Genomic DNA, 17,919 nt, shown 5'->3' on the forward strand with positions numbered 1-17,919 from the left:
GAAGACGAGCCGCCCCACGAGGGGCCCCCCCCCCCCCGGGTCCAGCACGTCCGGGTCGTCCTGCAGGCCGATCCGCAAGGTGGACTGGGCATGGGCCAGTCCGCCCACAAGCATTCCCGCCATGGCCATGGCGGCGCAAAGTTTACGCATGGATGTTCTCCCTCGATTGATTTTGTTGGATTCTGCGCCAGGCGCGCCGCGATTGTATAGAGCGCGGGCTGTCGGACAGCTAAATGGGGCGAGCGACGGCCGCCTCGCGGACGGCCGCGCTCAGGGCAGCCGGCAAGGCGCCGAGAAATCGACCGCGACGGCGACGGCGTCGCGCAAGCAGGCGACCAGCGCCCGCGTGTCGTCGCGCCGGTATTGGAATGAGTAGGGCAAGGCGGCCAGCGCCGGCTCGCCGTGCAAGACGCGCAGGCTGCCTTCGGCTTGCAACGCGTCGGCCCAATGGCTGGGCAGCAGCCCAACGCCCATGCCTTCGATCAGCAGGCCGGCGATGGCGCCCCAGTTGTTGCAGCACAGGCGTTCGCCGGACGCCTCGCGCCCGGCCAGCCAATCATCGATGATGCGGCTTGTGCCCGCGCCGGCGGGCAGCGTCACCAGCGGCAGACGCGCCAGCAGCGCCGCGGTCATGCGGGTTTCACCGTCGAGCGCGGACGGCGACGCCACCCAGGCGAAGCGCGCCTGGCCGATGGGTGTGGAGGCGATGTTCACGCGCGACGAGCGTCCCGCGATGACGGCGAAATCCAGTTCGCCGTCCGCCACGCGCTGCTCCAGCACCTGGCCGATGTCCACGTAGGGCTCCAGCACCAGATCGGGGTAGGCTGCGCGTACTCCGGCGATCAGGCGCGGCAGCCAGGTCAACGCGGTCAGCTCGCCCACCCCGAAGCGGCAGCGGCCACGCAAGCCCGGCGTTTCGGTCATGGAGGCGCGCACCCGGTCAGCCGCGGCAAGCAGTTCGCGCGCCTGCGCCACCAGCCGCTGGCCCGCATCGGTCAGCGCGGCCTTGTGGCCGCTGCGGTCGAACAGCGCCTGGCCCAGCGCTTCCTCAAGCTCGGTGATGCGCTTGGACAGCGACGACACCGACAGGTGCAGGCGTTCGGCAGCCACGGCGAAGCTGGCGCAGGTGGCGGCCCAATAGAAGGCTTCGAGTTGCTTGAGGGTCATGCGGCGATTGTAGGGGGAGGCGCCCCGCCCCGGCGGCGCTAGGCCAGCCGCGGCATCAACAGGTGGGGCGACAGCCTCAGGGTGTCGATGCCGGCGCGCAGCATGCGTTCGACGCGAGGCCAGATGTCGCCCTTCAGGCGATCCGACCAACAGATGCTGTCGAACACGCCGTCCACCAGCGAATGCAGGTAGATGTTGGACAGCCGCACGTCCAGCGAGGGCGGCAGGTCTTCGCGCTCGACGGCGGCGCGCAGCAGCTTTTCGGACGTGCGCTGCGCGTAGCGTTCCCACAGGTCGCGGCGGCGCAGCAGCGGCGCGTTCTCGTCGCTGCGTTCGCACTTCAGGTACAGGATTTCCAGCACGCGCTGCATCGAACCCTCTTCCGAATAGATCCGGATGAACTGGCGCATGGAGACGTATAGCGATTCCAGGGCTTCGCCCTCGGTCGACACCTGGGTCAGCGAAGCCGCCTCGCCGAGCGCGCGGTCGCACATGGCGATACAGACGTCGATCTTGTTCTTGTAATGGCCGTAGACGGCGCCCCGGGATACCCCCGCGTGGTCCGCGATGTCGCTCATGGTGGTGCTGGCCACGCCTTTGGACAGGAACACATGCTCTGCCGCATCGAGGATGCGGTCGCGGGTGCGTTGGGACTCTTCTTTCGTCTTGCGGGCCATGCAGGAAATCTCCATGAAGGGGTTGTCGGGAACGAGCGGAAAAAGGGCCCCCACGCCGCGCACGCTTCGCGCTTGCTGCCCCCCGGGGGGCTTTTTGTCTCGGGGCGGCCCAGCAACAAAAAAACGGCGGCCCGTCGAGGAGCCGCCATTTCCACACTGTTAAGAAGTGTGCAGCCATGAGCATACTTTCCAACAAGATAATCAATCAAGCATGACGGATTAAATGATAGACTCGCCTCCCACCGGGAAAACCCGCGCATTCCCGGCACGGCATCACCCCTCTGCCCTTCCCACGGGCACACCACAACAACAATCAAAAATGAAGCAACGAGTCCCCTACAAAAAGCTCGCCTTTCTATCCGTATTGGTTCTTATTTCCGCGTGCTCGAAAAAGGCGCCGGAAGAAGACGCCAAAGCGCCCGCCGAAATCGGCGTCATCGTCGCCCGGGCCACGCCCACCGCCGTCACGACCGACCTGCCCGGACGGCTGGAACCCTATCGCGAGGCCGAAGTGCGCGCCCGCGTGGCCGGCATCGTCACCGAACGCCTGTACGAAGAAGGCCAGGACGTCGTGCGCGGCGCCGCGCTGTTCCAGATCGACCCGGCGCCGCTACAGGCCGCCTACGATTCCGAGGCCGCCAATCTGGCGCGCGCCCAGGCCAGCCTGTCGGCCGCCGCCGACAAGCTGCGCCGTTACGCCGACCTGGTGAGCGACCGCGCCATCAGCGAACGCGACCATGCCGAAAGCGTGGCCGATGAACGCCAGGCGCGCGCGCAAGTCGCGCTGGCTCGCGCCAACCTGCAAAGCGCCAAGCTGCGCCTGGGGTACGCACGGGTCACCTCGCCCATCGACGGCCGCGCCCGGCGCGCGCTGGTCACCGAAGGCGCGCTGGTCGGCGAAGGCCAGGCCACGCCGCTGACGGTCGTGCAGCAGATCGACCCCATCTACGTGAACTTCGCCCAGCCCGCCGCCGAGGTGATGCAGCTGCAGAAGCAGATCCGCGCGGGCGCGCTGCAAGGCGTGGCGCCGGACCAGGTGCGGGTGCGCCTGGTGCTGCCGGACGGGTCCGAGTACGCGCGCGGCGGCACGCTGTCGTTCGCCGACCTGGCCGTGGACCCCGGCACGGACAACGTGACGATGCGGGCGCTGTTCGACAACCCCGGCCGCGAATTGCTGCCGGGCATGTACGTGCGCGTCAAGCTGGAGCAGGCGATCAACCGCGAGGCCTATCTGGTGCCGCGCGACGCGCTCCTGCGCACCGCCGAGGGCGCACACCTGCTGGCGGCGGACGAGACCGGCGAACTGCGCCGCATCCCGGTGGCCGCGCATCGCCTGCAAGGCCCGAACTGGATCGTGACGCAAGGGCTGGTGGGCGGCGAACGCATCGTCGTGGAGAACGCCGCCCAGCTGGCTGCGGGCCAGAAGATCAAGCCCATTGAAAAACCAGCCCCCGGCGCGCAAACCGCCCCCGAGGGCAAGAAGGGATAAACCATGGCGCGTTTCTTTATTGATCGCCCCGTTTTCGCGTGGGTGATCTCGCTGCTGATCATGCTGATCGGCATCCTGTCGATCCGCGCACTGCCGGTCGCGCAGTATCCGGACATCGCGCCGCCCGTGGTCAACATCGGCGCAAGCTACCCCGGCGCGTCGGCACAGGTGGTCGAAGAGGCCGTCACGGCCATCATCGAACGCGAGATGAACGGCGCGCCCGGCCTGATGTACACGTCGTCCACCAGCGACTCCACGGGCTGGGCCAGCATCAACCTGACCTTCAAGCAAGGCACCAACCCGGACATCGCTGCCGTGGAAGTGCAGAACCGCCTGAAGGCGGTCGAGCCGCGCCTGCCCGAATCCGTGCGGCGCGACGGCGTGCGCGTGGAAAAGGCGGCCGACAACATCCAGCTGGTGGTCTCCTTGAAGTCCGACGGACGCCTGGACGACATCCAACTGGGCGAGCTGGCGGCCTCCAACGTGCTGCAGGCGCTGCGCCGCGTGGAAGGCGTGGGCAAGGTGCAGTCCTTCGGCGCCGAAGCGGCGATGCGCATCTGGCCCGATCCCGCCAAGCTGACGGCCATGTCGCTCACGCCCGGCGACATCGCACGCGCCCTGCGCGACTACAACGCGCGGGTCACCATCGGCGAACTGGGCAACCAGGCCGTGCCCAAGGACGCGCCGCTGAACGCCAGCATCGTGGCGGGCGAGTCCCTGCACACGCCCGAGCAGTTCGCCAACATCCCGCTGCGCACGCAGCCGGGCGGCGCCACGCTGCGCCTGAAGGACGTGGCGCGGGTGGAACTGGGCGGCACGGACTACATGTACCTGTCGCGTGTGAACGGCATGACGGGCACCGGGCTGGGCATCAAGCTGGCCCCGGGATCCAACGCCGTGGACACCACGCGCCGCATCCGTGCCACCATGGACGAGCTGGCGCAGTACTTCCCGCCCGGGGTCACCTATGACCTGCCTTACGAGACCTCGACCTTTGTCGAGATCTCGATCCAGAAGGTGCTGATGACCCTGCTGGAAGCGGTGGCCCTGGTGTTCTGCGTGATGTACCTGTTCATGCAGAACTTCCGCGCCACGCTCATCCCGACGCTGGTGGTGCCGGTGGCGCTGTTGGGCACGCTGGGCGTGATGCTGTGGCTGGGCTTTTCCATCAACGTGCTGACCATGTTCGGCATGGTGCTGGCCATCGGCATCCTGGTGGACGACGCAATCGTGGTGGTGGAGAACGTGGAACGCATCATGGCCGAGGAAGGCCTGTCGGCCCACGACGCCACCGTGCGCGCCATGCGCCAGATCAGCGGCGCCATCATGGGCATTACCGTCGTGCTGGTGTCGGTGTTCGTGCCGATGGCCTTCTTCGACGGCGCGGTGGGCAACATCTACCGCCAGTTCGCTGTGACGCTGGCGGTGTCGATCGCGTTTTCCGCGTTCCTGGCGCTGTCGCTGACGCCGGCGCTCTGCGCCACCCTGCTCAAGCCCGTGCCTGCCGGCCACCACGAGAAGCGCGGCTTCTTCGGCTGGTTCAACCGCGCCTTCGCCCGCCTGACCGAGCGCTACACCGCCCGTGTGGCGGGCGTGCTGGCCCGGCCGGTGCGCTTCGGACTGGCCTATCTGGCCGTCATCGCCGCGGTGGCGTTCCTGTTCATGCGCCTGCCCTCCTCGTTCCTGCCCGACGAAGACCAGGGCAGCTTCATGGCCATGGTCATCCTGCCGCAAGGCACGCCGCAGAGCGACACGATGGCGCTGGTGAAGGAAGTCGAACGCTACATGCTGGACAACGAACCGGTCGAGTTCGTGTATTCGGTCAATGGCTTCAGCCTGTACGGCAGCGGCCCGAACTCGGCCATGTTCTTCGTGACGTTGAAGGACTGGAAGGAACGGCGCGACGCCAGCCAACATGTGGACGCCGTCGTCGAACGCATCAACGAGGCCTTTGCCGAGCGCAAGAACGCGATGGTGCAGGCGCTGAATTCGCCCCCCCTGCCGGACCTGGGTTCCACCTCGGGCTTTGATTTCCGGCTGCAGGACCGTGCTGGCCTGGGCTATCAAGCCTTGACCCAGGCGCGCCAGCAGTTGCTGGCCGCCGCGGCCAAGCACCCCGCGTTGACGGAAGTGGTGTTCGCCGGCCAGGAAGAAGCGCCGCAACTACAGTTGAACATCGACCGCGACAAGGCCCAGGCCATGGGTGTGGCCGTGGAAGAGATCAACACGGCGCTGGCGGTGATGTACGGGTCGGACTATATCGGCGACTTCATGCATAACGGCCAGGTGCGGCGCGTGACGGTGCAGGCGGACGGCAAGAGCCGGGTCGACGTGGACGACGTGTCGCGCCTGCACGTGCGCAACGTGCAGGGCCAGATGGTGCCGCTGTCCGCGTTCACCACGCTGAAGTGGACGATGGGCCCGCCGCAGCTCAGCCGCTACAACGGTTTTCCCACCTTCACGATCAACGGCTCGGCGGCCAAGGGGCATAGCAGCGGCGAAGCCATGCGCGCCATGGAGGAATTGGCCGCGGAACTGCCGCGTGGCATCGGTTTCGACTGGTCGGGCCAATCGTACGAGGAACGGCTGTCGGGCAACCAGGCGGCCGCGCTGTTCGCCTTGTCGGTGCTGATCGTGTTTCTGGCGCTGGCTGCGCTGTATGAAAGCTGGACCATTCCGCTGGCGGTGATCCTCGTCGTGCCGCTGGGCGTGATCGGCGCCGTGCTGGGCGTGACGCTGCGCGGCATGCCTAACGACATCTACTTCAAGGTGGGCCTCATCGCCACCATCGGCTTGTCGGCCAAGAACGCCATCCTGATCGTCGAGGTGGCCAAGGACCTGGTGCGCGACGGCCAGGGCCTGGTGTCGGCGACGCTGGAGGCGGCGCGGCTGCGGCTGCGGCCCATCGTCATGACCTCGCTGGCCTTCGGCGTGGGCGTGCTGCCGCTGGCCCTGGCGACAGGCGCGGCATCCGGCGCGCAGGCGGCAATTGGCACCGGCGTGCTGGGCGGGATCCTGACGGCGACCGTACTGGCCATTTTCCTGGTGCCGCTGTTTTTCCTGATCGTGGGCCGCCTGTTCGGCGGGCGCGCCCGCCCCGCGCGTCAATCCGACCGCGACCCTGTGGAGACCACGCCATGAAAGCCATGGCCATGACCCTACTGGCGGCAGCCCTGGCGGGCTGCTCGCTGGCGCCCGTGCATGAGCGCCCCGCCGCGCCCATCCCCGCGGCTTACGACACGCCCGCGCAAGACGGACAGGCGGAAATACCCCAGGACTGGCGCGTGTATTTCAACGACCCGGCGTTGCAGGCCTGGATCGAAGCCGCGCTGCAGAACAACCGCAACCTGCGCGTGGCGGCATTGCGCATCCAGGAGGCGCGCGCGCTGTATGGTGTCCAGGACGCAGACCGCTTGCCGAGCCTGGACGGGCGCGGCGAATTCAGCCGGGGCCGCAGCGTGGAACCCGGACAGGGTCCATTGCCGGTGGCGAACCGCTATCGCGCTGCCGTCGGCATCACAGCCTTCGAACTGGACTTCTTCGGCCGCGTGAAAAGCCTGAGCGACGCGGCGCTAGAACGCTACCTGGCCAGCGAAGAAGCACACCGCGCCGCAACCTTGTCCCTGGTGGCGGAAACCGCAACGGCGGTCTTCAACCAGCGCTCGCTGGCCGAGCAACTGCGGCTGACAGAGAGCACGCTGGCGCTGCGCGAGGCGACGCTGAAGATCACCCGGCGCCGTTACGACGCCGGGCTGGAAACCGCGATCGGGCTGCGCACCGCGCAGATGCTGGTGGAGTCATCCCGCGCCACGCATGCCGAGCTCAGCCGGGAATACCGGCAAGCCGTGCATGCGCTGGGCCTGTTGGCAGGCGACTTCTCGCTGCCGGCAGGAACCGAAGCTGTGTCGCTGGAAAGCCAGAGCCTGACGCCGCTGGCTGCCGGCTTGCCGTCGACGCTGCTGACGCGCCGCCCCGACTTGCGCCAGGCCGAGAACACGCTGCGCGCCGCCAACGCCGACATCGGCGCCGCGCGGGCGGCCTTCTTCCCGTCGGTGCAGTTGACGACCGATATCGGCAGCACGGCTGGCAGCTTTTCGGACCTGTTCGGATCGGGCACGGGCAATTGGGTGTTCGCGCCCACGCTGACGCTGCCCATCTTCAACGCGGGCCGCAACCGCGCCAACCTGTCGCTGGCCGAAACCCGCAAGGATATCGCCGTGGCGCAGTATGAAGGCAGCATCCAGCTGGCCTTCCGCGAGGTGGCCGACGCCCTGTCCGCGCGGGACACCTTGCGCGAACAGATCGACGCGCAACGCAAGGTGCGCGACGCCGACCGCGACCGCCAGCGGCTGGCCGAACGACGCTACGACCGCGGCGTGGCGGGTTATCTGGAAATGCTGGAGGCGCAGCGCAGCCTGTTCGAATCCGAGCAGGAGTACATCCGGCTGCAGCAGCGCCGACTGGTCAACGCGGTGGACCTGTACAAGGCGCTGGGCGGGTGGGAAACGCCGGCGGATAAGGGCTCGTAGGATGGGTGAAGCGCGAGAGGGAGTGCGTCTGAGCGCAGGCCTTCAGCGCGCGTAACCCATCAAGCGGCGCTACTTTTCTTATCCGATTCGGCTATAGGATGACCGCCGCTTGATGGGTTGCGCGCGCTGAACGTCGGAGTTCTTGCCGAAGAACTCTCGCGCTTCACCCATCCTACGGATTCACGTGCGCGGCCGCCCGTCTGTCACGCCCGCGTGCTGACGCGGTAGGCGCAGCGGCGCGCGCCGGCCAGGATGTGTTCTTCGCGGTCGACCGTCACGCCTGCGCCCAGCACGTTGCGGAATAGTTCCAGTTCGCTGCGGCAAAAGCCCATACAGGCCTTGGCCGCCGAGCAGATCGGACAGTGGTTTTCGATGAAGAGATAGTCCGCGCCGTCCTGGCGCAGTTCGGCCATGTAGCCTTCGGAGGAACGCACCTGGACCAGGCGTTCCAGCCGGCCGGCCAGGTCCTTGGCGCCCAGCATGGCCTGGTGGTAGCTGTTCAGCATGGCGGCTTCGCGCACCTGGATCAGCTTTTCCACGCCCTCGTCGCCGAACACCTGGCGCACGGCCCCGATCATCTGCACCGTCATTTCCGCATGCGTGTCGGGAAAGCGGCCGTGGCCGGCCTCCGTCAGATACCAGATCTGGGTCGGCCGGCCGCGCCCGGCGCTATGGCTTTCGGAATCCACCAGCCCATCGGCATGCAACCGCGTCATCTGCTGGCGCACCGCTTCGGCCGTCACGTCCATGGCCTTCGCGATGACCGCAATGGACTGCGGGCCGCGCGTCTTCAAGGTCATGAGCACGCGGTCGGCCGGTTGATGCGGCGTCCAGGTGACGGGTTGGGACAGGCTGTCAGACATGGCGATAACGGAACTCCAGGTTTTTTCCTATGGTGCCACGAACCGGGGCGAAGGTCAGCCGGCGGCGGGCGACGGCTTGGATCCCTCCCCTGTCGATTCCCCGCTTGCCGTTTCCGGCCCCGCCTCCCAGCCCCCGCCCAGCGCCTTGTACAGCGCGATCAGGCGGGTATAGGACTCCGTTTCGGCAACGGCCACGGCGTCCTGGGCGCGCAAAAGCGTACGCTGCGCATCCAGCACCGTCAAATACGGGGCGCTGCCTTCCCGGTAGCGCAGTTGCGCCAGGTCGGCCGCCCGGCTGCTGTGCATCGCCGCCTGCGCCAGGTTGCCCAGCCGCTGCTGCGTCTGGCCGAATTCCGTCAATGCCGCTTCAAGCTCTTCCACGGCCCGCAGCACGGTCTGCTCGTAGCGCGCCACTTCGCCTTCGGATCGGGCCACGGCGCCGCGCTTTCTTGCCAGCGCCGTCGGCAGGTGGAACGCCGGCCAGTTCACCCCCGAAGCCACGCTGAACGCGCGGCTGGACGATGAACCGAAGTCGGCCCCGCGCAATGCCACGAATCCCAGGAAGCCGCCCAGGTCGAACCGGGGATAGAGCTCGGCGGTAGCCACCCCCACGTCCGCATTGGCGGCGGCCATATTGCGTTCGGCCGCCAGGATGTCTGGACGACGCGACAGCAAGGCGCCCACGTCGCCGATCGGCAAGCGGGCGGTCAACGGCGCAAGTGGCCGGCCGGCGTCCAGCTCGCCCAGTTCGGCGGGGCGCAGCCCGGCCAGCACCGCGATGCGGTAAAGCGCCAGCCGCCTGGCCGTTTCCTGCACGGGCACGCTGGCCTGCACAGTTTCCAGTTCAGCCCGCGCACTTGCAAGATCGCCTTCGTCGCCGCGGCCGGCCGAGACCATCGCCTGGGTGACGCGCAGGCTGTCGCGCTGGCTGTCCAGATTGGCGCGCGCCACGGTCAACCGCTGTTCGGCGCCGCGCAGTTCGAAGTAATTACGCGCGACCTCCGCTGCCACCACGATGCGCGCCTGCGCCAGGTCTGCGGCCTGGGCCTCGCTGCGTGCCGCAGCCCCTTCGGCCGTCCGGCGCAGACGGCCGAACAGGTCGAGTTCCCAGGTGGCGTCGAACCCGGCGCGGTAACTCTGAGCCAGATTGCGCTGTCCGGCAGCGCCCGCATTGGCTTGCGACAGGCTGCGCTCGTAGCGGCCGTCCAGCGTCACCGCGGGCAATTGGTCCAGCTCCTTTTCGTCCAGCACGGCACGCGACTCGGCCAGGCGCGCCTGGGCGATGCGGATGTCGTGGTTGCGGGACAGGGCCAGGCCGATCAGGCGGTCCAGCTGGGGGTCCTGCAACTGCTTCCACCAGTCGCGCTGCAGCCGGTCCGTGGAAAACAGCGCCTGCTCCGGGCTGGCGAGGGCCACGGGCGCGGCCTGCGGCTTCTGGTAATCAGGCCCGACCGCGCAACCCGCGGTGGCCAGGGCCGCCACCAGCACGGCGAGGCCGCGGCGCAGGCGTTTGGGGTGAATGGATGGGTTCATGATCGGTTCCTTAATGCGAGGCGGCCACAGTGGCGTCCGCTGCTTGCGCCGCCGCCAGTTCCCGGGCGCGCGGCGTGTCGTTGGCGGCACGGTGGTCACGTGCGAAGACGGTGTAGACGGTGGGCAGGACGAACAGCGTGAACAAGGTGCCCACCAGCAGGCCCACCACGATGACGAGTCCCAGGCTGTAGCGGCTGTGCGCGCCCGCGCCGGAGGCGAACAGCAGCGGGATCAGCCCCATCACCATCGCTGCCGTCGTCATCAGGATGGGACGCAGGCGGATGCGGGCGGCCTGCTCCATCGCCGTGCGCCGGTCCAGCCCATGGCTGACCTGCATCTCGTTGGCGAACTCCACCATCAGGATGCCGTGCTTGCTGATCAGGCCGATCAGCGTCACCAGGCCGATCTGGGTATAGATGTTGACGGTGGCCATGCCCAGCGCCAGCGGAATCAGGGCGCCGCAGATCGACATGGGCACGCTGACCAGGATGATGAACGGGTCGCGCAGGCTTTCGTATTGCGCCGCCAGCACCAGATAGATGACGATGATGGCGAAAATGAAGGTGATCATCAGCGCCGAGCCTTCCTGGCTGAACTGGCGCGCATCCGACTGCCAGTCGTAGCTGAAGCCGGCAGGCAATTGCTGCGCCTGCTGCGTCAGGAACCGCACCGCGTCGCCCATCGTGACGCCCGGCATCGGAATGGCCTGGAAGGTAGCGGCGTTCAACTGGTTGAATTGCGTCAGCGAATTGGGTTCCACCCCCATGGATACCGACACCAGGTTGGACAGCGGCACCTGCGCGCCGCTGGCGCTCTTGACGTGGAACTGCGCCAACGATGCAGGCGAGATGCGCTGTTCGCGCAGGCTCTGCGGGATCACGTCATAGGACCTGCCGTCCATGCCGAAGCGGTTGACGTAGTTTTCGCCCACCAGCACGGCCAGCGTATCGCCAATGGCCTTCATGGTGACACCCAGGCTGTTGGCCTTGGCGCGGTCCACCTTCAGCTGCACCACCGGATTGTTGTAGTCCAGGTCGCTGTCCACCACCATGAACAGGCCGCTTTCGCGCGCCGCCTTCTTCAGGCTTTCCATGGCCTCGTACACGACCGGGTAATCGGCCGCGCTCATCAGCACCATCTGCACGGGCAGCCCGCCGGTGGAACCCGGCAGGGACGGCAATTGGAAAGCGAAAATATTGCTGCCTTCGACCTGATTGACCATCGATTGCATGTCGGCCTGGATCTCGTCGGCCGAGCGCTTGCGGTCCTTCCAGTCGACGAAGTCGACGCCGCCAATACTGTTGGACACGCCGTCCGAGCCGTTGATCAGCCAGCGGCCCTTTTGTTCGGGCAACGTCTTCATGACGTCGTCCCACTTCTTGCCGAATTTCTCGACATAGTCGATGTTGGCCTGCTGCGGCGACTTGATCGCCGTCAGCACGGTCGACTGGTCTTCGACGGGCGCCAGCTCGCGCTGGGCTGCGTTGTACAGGAACGGCAGGCTGACCAGCACCGCCACGGCGATCAGCCCCGTCACCCAGCGGTGATGCAGCGACACGTCCAGCACGCGGCCGTAGGCGTCGCCCAGCCGCCCGAAGAAGCGTTCGGCGCGCTGCGCCATCCAGCCTTCCGACACGTGACTGTTCAAGAGGAAAGAACTCATCACGGGCGACAGCGTCAGCGCGATCACGCCCGATACGACCACGGCGCCCGCCAGTGTGAAGGCGAATTCCTTGAAGAGCGATCCGGTCAGCCCGCCCATCAGCCCGATGGGCGCATAGACGGCCGCCAGGGTGATCGTCATGGCGATCACCGGCCCCGCCACTTCACGCGCGCCGATCAGCGCGGCCCGCACGGGCGACTTGCCTTCTTCGATATGGCGGTGCACGTTTTCCACCACGACGATGGCATCGTCCACCACCAGGCCGATGGCCAGCACCATCGCCAGCAGGGTCAACAAATTCACGCTGAAGCCGAACAGCGCCATGATGGCCGCCCCGCCCAGCATGGACAGCGGAATCGTGATGACCGGAATCAGCACGGCGCGCAGCGACCCCAGGCACAGGAAGATCACCACCACCACGATGGCGACGGCTTCCAGCAATGTCTGCATCACGCCGTCGATGGACGCGCTGATGAAGCGGGCCAGCTCGAACGGCACCTGCACGCTGGTGCCCGGCGGCAGGTTCTGCTTGATATTGGGCACGAGCTCGTTCAAGCGCTTGACGATGACGAGCGGGTTGCCGACCGGGGTGGCGTTCAGGCCGAAGTACACAGCCGGTTCGCCATCCATCAAGCCGCTGGAATCGGTGGACGCCGCCCCCAGTTCGACGGTTGCCACGTCGCCCAACCGCACGATGGCGTCGCCGTCGCGCTTGACCACCAGGTCGCGGAATTCCGCCACATTCACGAGATCGGTGTTGACCTGGATGTTGGACACCACGTACAGGCCCTTGGCCTGCCCTGGCGCGGCCTGCACGTTGTTGTCGCGCAGCGCCTGCGCCAGTTCGCCGGCGGAAATGCCGCGTGCGGCCATCCGGTTGGGGTCCAGCCAGACCCGCATGGCGAGCTTCTGGCCGCCATAGAGTTCGACGCTTGCCACGCCGTCGATCGACGACAGCTGCGGCTGCACGACCCGCGACAGGTAATCGGTCAGCGCCGCCAGCGACAACGTGGTGCTGGAAAAGCCCACATAGGCCACCGCGGTCGCCTCGCCCGCGGACTTGACCAGCACGGGGTCGTACACGTCTTGCGGCAGGCGGTACTTGACCTCGTTGACCTTGGCCATGACCTCGGTCATGGCCTTGTTGGAGTCGGCGTTCAGTTTCATCCGGACGGTGATGACGCTGCGGCCCTGGGTCGATGAGGAAGACAGGTAGTCGATGCCTTCCACGGTGGCGACCGACTGCGCGATGGGCTGCGTGACGAAGCCTTGCATCAGGTCGGGCGACGCGCCCGGGTATTGGGTGGTGATGGTGATGGTGGTGCTTTCGGTCAGCGGGTACTGCCGCACGGGCAGGCCGCTCAGCGCCTTGATGCCGAGCAGCAGGATCAGCGTGCTGACCACCAGGGCCAGCACGGGCCGGCGGACGAAGAGGTCGGTGAATTTCATGATTGCCTCCTGCCCCGTTACCGGGCTTGCGCCGTGGCTTGCTGCGCATCGCCCAGCGCCACGGTGTCGGTGGCGATGATGTCGACCGCCGCGCCGTTATGCAGGCGCAACTGCCCGGAGGTCACGACCTGGTCGCCCGCTTCCAGCCCTTCCGTCACGACCACGCGGCCGCGCACGCGCTCGGCCGTCTTCACATAGGCTTGGCGCACGGTGGGGGCCGCGCCCTGCTGGTCCGCCGCAGGCGGCGTCAGGACGTAGACGGAATCGCCATAGGCGCTATAGCTGACCGCGGTCTCAGGCACGGTGATGACGTCGGGGCGATCAGGCAGGCCGATGCGGCCGTGGGCGAACATGCCGGCCGCCAGCGCGCCATCGGCATTGGGCAGCGTGGCCTGCACGCGCACGGTGCGTGAACCCGGGTCGACTTGTGGCTCAACGGTCGTGACCTGCCCCGAGAACTCTCGCCCGGCGTGGGCGTCGACCGTCACGGTCACGGACTGGCCGGTGCGCAACGCGCCCAGCGCCTGTTCGGGCAAGGTGATGTTGGCATACAGCGTGGTCGCGTCGGTCAGCGAGACCAGCGGATCACCCGCTTTGGCGAATTGGCCCAGATTGACGCGGCGCACGCCCAGCACGCCGTCAAACGGCGCCTTCACGCGCTTTTGTTCGATCAACGCCTGCACCCGCTTGATGTCGGCGGCCGCCTGGTCGTAGTCCGCCTGCGCCTGATCCAGTTGTTCCCGCGTGGCGGCCTGTTGCGGCAGCAGGCGGCGCGTGCGTTCCAGCAAGGTCCGCGCGTTGCGCGCCTGGGCCTGAAGACGCGCCAGTTCGCCCTGCTCGGGCGCATCGTTGAACTGCACCAGCAACTGCCCGGCCTGCACGTGCTGGCCGGCCGTGAACAGGATCTGGGTGACGCGGCCGTCCACCTCAGCCGGCACCTGGACCTGGCGCGTCGCCTCCAGCGACCCGATGCCGGTCAACGCCACGGGGAAGTCCGCCCGAACGGCAGGCGCCACCGCCACTTTGGCGGGCGGCATCGCCCAACCGCCCTTTTGCGACGTGCCGCTGAATGTCCAGACCAGCCCGCCCCCCACCGCCACCGCCAGCACGACGACGCCCGCCGCCCATGCCCCTGATTTCGCCTTCATGATTCACTCTCTATTTATCCAAGAATATGCTTGGATAATCCACGATTCCGGCGAATCCGTCAAAGTGGCGAAAGCAATGCCCGGGATAGCGGCAGGCTATGGACGAAAAAAAACCGCCGGGAAAACCCGGCGGCATGGCGTGGCGCGCGCGCCGCCGCTGCTAGGTTCGCACCATATGCAGGTAATGGCGGTGGCGTTCGTACTGGTCCAGGATGTCGCCAATGACGGCGTCCCGGCTCCAGCCCATGATGTCGTAGTCCTGTCCGCCTTCGCGCAAGTGGACTTCCGCGCGGAAGTACTTGCGCTCTTCCTCGTCGGCGGCCTCTTCCGGGGTCAGGCTGGGACGGACGAACGCCTCGGGGCGCACCGCGTACCAGAAGTCCAGGTGGTCGCCATGGGACACCTCCAGGGTCACGCCGCCTTCGCTCTCGTCTTCGCGCACGGCCACCGCATAGCCCTGGCGGCGCAATTCGTCGGCCACATCGTCCAGCGCCGGCCGCACCACGTCGCTGATGAAGCGCAGCACGTGGGCGCGGCGCGGCATCATGACCATATTGCGCAGGCGCCGTTCCCAGGACTGGCCGCCGCGCGCCGGCCGCGACAGGGTCAGGGACTGGTAGCGAATGCCGCGCTTGGTCGCGTCCAGCCGCAGCGCCTTGAACAGCCCCCACAACGACAGCAGCAGGATGATGGAGAACGGCAGCGCGCTTGCGATGGTGGCCGTCTGCAAGGCGGTCAGTCCGTCGGCCAGCAGCAGTGCGATGGCGACAGCCCCCATCGACAGCGACCAGAAGATGCGCTGCCACACCGGCGTGCGGTCCGCCCCGCCGGATGCCAGCAGGTCCACCACCAGCGCCCCCGAGTCCGCCGACGTGACGAAGAACACCGCCACCATCGCGATAGCGAACACGGATAGCACGTTGCTCCAGGGCAGTTGTTCAAGGAACGCGAAAAGCGCCAGCGAACTGTCGGCTTCGACGGTCTCGGCAAACCCTTTCACGCCGTCGACCAGGATGAAGTGGATGGCGGTATCGCCGAACACCGTCATCCAGAACAGGGTAAAGCCGGCAGGCACAAGCAGCACGCCGCAGACGAACTCGCGGATGGTGCGCCCGCGCGAGATGCGCGCGATGAACAGGCCCACGAACGGCGACCACGCGATCCACCAGCCCCAATAGAAGAGCGTCCAGCCGCCAATCCAGTCGGAAGGATCATAGGCGTACAGGTTGAAGGTCTTGTTGACGATGTCCGACAGGTAAGCGCCGGTGTTCTGCACAAAGGTCTGGAACAGGAACACCGTGGGGCCGGCGATCAGCACGAACAGCAGCAGGATCACCGCCAGCACCATGTTGGCTTCGGACAGGATGCGGATGCCCTTGTCCAGGCCGCTTGCGACGGACAGCGTGGCCAGCCCGCAAGTGATGATGATGAGGATGATCTGCGTGGTCACGCCCACGGGGATGCCGAACAGGTGGTTCAACCCGCTGTTCATCTGCGCCACGCCCAGGCCCAGCGAGGTCGCCACGCCCAGCACCGTGCCGATGATGGCGAAGATGTCGACCGCGTGGCCGATGGGCCCGTGGATGCGGTTGCCGATCAGCGGGTACAGCGCGGAACGCAGGGTCAGCGGCAGGCCATGCCGGAAAGAGAAGAACGCCAGCGTCAGCGCCACCACGGCGTAGATCGCCCACGCATGCAGCCCCCAATGGAAGAAGGTGATCTTCATGGCCTCGCGGGCGGCGGCGGCATTGCCGCCCTCGCCGACCGGCGGCGACATGAAGTGCATGACGGGTTCGGCCACGCCGAAGAACATCAGACCGATGCCCATGCCGGCCGAGAACAGCATCGCGAACCACGTGAAATTGCGGTAGTCCGGTTCACTGTGGTCGGGGCCCAGCTTGATGTCGCCGTAACGGCTGACCGCCAGGAACGTGACCGACAGCAAGATGATGGCCACGACCAGGATGTAGAACCAGCTGGCATTGCCGAGGATCCAGCCCTGCATCGCTTCGAACAGGTTCTGCGCGGTCTTCGGGGCCGCGATGGCAAAGCCCACGAGTAGCAGGGTGAACAGCGCGGCCGAAAAAAAGACCGGTTTGTTGATGGTGGAGGATGGTCGGGTTTCTGAAGTCAAGCTGCCGCTCCTTTCGCCCGAGGGTTGAAAAAACCGGCGCCGGCCCCCTCAGTCTGGCCGCGCGCCGCAGGTATTACTATCACGCCCAGAGTACGGCTGACAATCTGAAATAACGGACAAGCGCATGATCGATCACCTGGACCATCTGGTCTTGACCTGCACCGACCCCGAGGCCACGGTGGATTTCTACACCCGGATTTTGGGCATGCGCCTGGAGACCTTCGGCGAAGGCCGCCAGGCGTTGCGCTTTGGCAACCAGAAAATCAACCTGCACGTGCGCGGCCACGAATTCGAGCCGAAGGCACACTTGCCCGTGCCGGGCGCGCTGGACCTGTGCTTTATCGCCGACCGGCCCCTGGACGAGGTGATCGCCCGCTTGAACGAGGCCGGCGCCACGATCATCGAAGGCCCGGTGCCACGCACTGGCGCCACCGGCAAGATCCGATCCGTATATCTGCGCGACCCGGACCTGAATCTGATCGAGATATCGGAATTGCTGGCCCAATCCTAGAGCGCCCTACTGCCCCTCGGGCGGCGGGTCGCCGAAGACCACGCGGCGGAAGAATCCCGCCAGCACGGCCTCGGTCATTTCCAGCGTGACGCCCTGCGGATCGAAGGCATAGCTGAACTGCATGCCGTCCGACAAGGCCAGCAGGCCGATGGCGAGTTGCTCTGCCGGCAGCGGCAGCGGCGTGCCCACGTGGGCGGAGAACTGGCGGACGTATTCGGTCGTGGCCGCCCGCAGTTCGCGCAGGCAGTCCGTGAAGCCCACCCGGAATTCCGGGTCGCGCGCGGCTTGCAGCTTGCCTTCCATCCAGAGCAGGAAACAGTCGTTTTCGCGGTGGTGCGTGCTGTAGTACTCCAGCACGCGCGCCTCCATCTGCGGGCGCGATTCGCCGTCCTCGAAGATGGCGCGCATGTCGGCCATCACTTTTTCGTGATCGCGCCGGAGCAATTGCAGGAACAGTTCGGACTTGCTGCCGAAATTGGAATAAAAGGCCCCGCGCGTGTACCCCGCCAGTTCGGCGATGTCCTCGACGCTGGCGGCCACGAAACCCTTGCTGAGGAAAACCGATTGCGCAGCGTCGAACAGGCGCTGGCGCGTCTGGTCTCGGCTTTGCTCGCGGGTAAGGCGGATTTTTGACATGGCGCGAGTTTAGCACTGGCGTCCATTTCAAATACAGTGTTGTATCTGAATACAGAGTTGCATTAGAATCCAGGCCGTATCGAGTCTGACTCGCCCCTCTTTTGCCCTTTTCCGCGCCGC

The 17,919-nt window shown here is 66.7% G+C and carries 12 protein-coding genes and 1 pseudogene; 4 read left to right on the forward strand and 9 right to left on the reverse strand.

The annotated features are described in order from the left end of the window. From AC27VE_RS25865 to axyZ, 3 genes and pseudogenes are all read right to left on the reverse strand, one after another. Positions 1 to 150 (reverse strand): annotated as a pseudogene (locus AC27VE_RS25865) (ABC transporter substrate-binding protein); the annotation flags it as partial. Between the two features lie 120 nt (positions 151 to 270). Continuing rightward, positions 271 to 1,167, reverse strand: a complete 897-nt coding sequence (locus AC27VE_RS25870; protein ID WP_488705373.1) for a LysR family transcriptional regulator — start codon at positions 1,165 to 1,167, stop codon at positions 271 to 273. Positions 1,168 to 1,205: 38 nt separating this feature from the next. Continuing rightward, entirely contained in the window at positions 1,206 to 1,844 is a 639-nt protein-coding gene (gene axyZ / locus AC27VE_RS25875; RefSeq protein WP_427961793.1) for a multidrug efflux transcriptional repressor AxyZ, read from the reverse strand. A gap of 319 nt (positions 1,845 to 2,163) precedes the next feature. Between axyZ and AC27VE_RS25880 the strand changes: the two genes are divergently transcribed. Genes AC27VE_RS25880 through oprZ form a run of 3 tightly spaced genes read left to right on the forward strand, consistent with a single transcriptional unit; the run spans position 2,164 to position 7,862 of the window. Further along, positions 2,164 to 3,333 carry a MexX/AxyX family multidrug efflux RND transporter periplasmic adaptor subunit gene (locus tag AC27VE_RS25880; protein WP_488705374.1) on the forward strand — a complete coding sequence of 390 codons (1,170 nt, stop codon included), beginning with the start codon at positions 2,164 to 2,166 and terminating at the stop codon, positions 3,331 to 3,333. Between the two features lie 3 nt (positions 3,334 to 3,336). Beyond that, entirely contained in the window at positions 3,337 to 6,474 is a 3,138-nt protein-coding gene (locus AC27VE_RS25885) for a multidrug efflux RND transporter permease subunit (RefSeq protein ID WP_488705375.1), read from the forward strand. Further along, a complete protein-coding gene (oprZ, locus tag AC27VE_RS25890; RefSeq protein WP_488705376.1) occupies positions 6,471 to 7,862 on the forward strand; it encodes a multidrug efflux RND transporter outer membrane subunit OprZ in 1,392 nt (463 codons plus the stop codon). Before AC27VE_RS25885 ends, oprZ begins: the two co-directional genes overlap by 4 nt. A 203-nt stretch (positions 7,863 to 8,065) precedes the next feature. Here the strand turns inward: oprZ and AC27VE_RS25895 are convergent, their stop codons facing one another. The 5 genes from AC27VE_RS25895 to AC27VE_RS25915 all read right to left on the reverse strand — a co-directional run bounded on the left by AC27VE_RS25895 (position 8,066) and on the right by AC27VE_RS25915 (position 16,652). Further along, positions 8,066 to 8,725, reverse strand: a complete 660-nt coding sequence (locus AC27VE_RS25895; protein ID WP_006223738.1) for a helix-turn-helix transcriptional regulator — start codon at positions 8,723 to 8,725, stop codon at positions 8,066 to 8,068. A 54-nt stretch (positions 8,726 to 8,779) separates the two neighbouring features. Continuing rightward, positions 8,780 to 10,258, reverse strand: a complete 1,479-nt coding sequence (locus AC27VE_RS25900; RefSeq protein WP_488705377.1) for an efflux transporter outer membrane subunit — start codon at positions 10,256 to 10,258, stop codon at positions 8,780 to 8,782. Between the two features lie 10 nt (positions 10,259 to 10,268). Then, positions 10,269 to 13,370, reverse strand: a complete 3,102-nt coding sequence (locus tag AC27VE_RS25905; protein WP_488705378.1) for a MexW/MexI family multidrug efflux RND transporter permease subunit — start codon at positions 13,368 to 13,370, stop codon at positions 10,269 to 10,271. Positions 13,371 to 13,387: 17 nt separating this feature from the next. Beyond that, entirely contained in the window at positions 13,388 to 14,518 is a 1,131-nt protein-coding gene (locus AC27VE_RS25910) for an efflux RND transporter periplasmic adaptor subunit (protein WP_488705379.1), read from the reverse strand. A gap of 160 nt (positions 14,519 to 14,678) precedes the next feature. Then, complete coding sequence (locus AC27VE_RS25915) at positions 14,679 to 16,652, reverse strand: BCCT family transporter (protein ID WP_088587923.1); 1,974 nt, start codon at positions 16,650 to 16,652, stop codon at positions 14,679 to 14,681. 124 nt (positions 16,653 to 16,776) lie between these two features. Between AC27VE_RS25915 and AC27VE_RS25920 the strand changes: the two genes are divergently transcribed. Beyond that, positions 16,777 to 17,163, forward strand: coding sequence for a VOC family protein (locus tag AC27VE_RS25920; RefSeq protein ID WP_488705380.1), 387 nt, complete (start codon positions 16,777 to 16,779; stop codon positions 17,161 to 17,163). Positions 17,164 to 17,169: 6 nt separating this feature from the next. Here the strand turns inward: AC27VE_RS25920 and AC27VE_RS25925 are convergent, their stop codons facing one another. After that, a complete protein-coding gene (locus AC27VE_RS25925; protein ID WP_315132556.1) occupies positions 17,170 to 17,799 on the reverse strand; it encodes a TetR/AcrR family transcriptional regulator in 630 nt (209 codons plus the stop codon). Positions 17,800 to 17,919: the final 120 nt, after the last annotated feature.

The sequence above is a fragment of the Achromobacter sp. 18P8.1.1 genome (genome assembly GCF_057799415.1).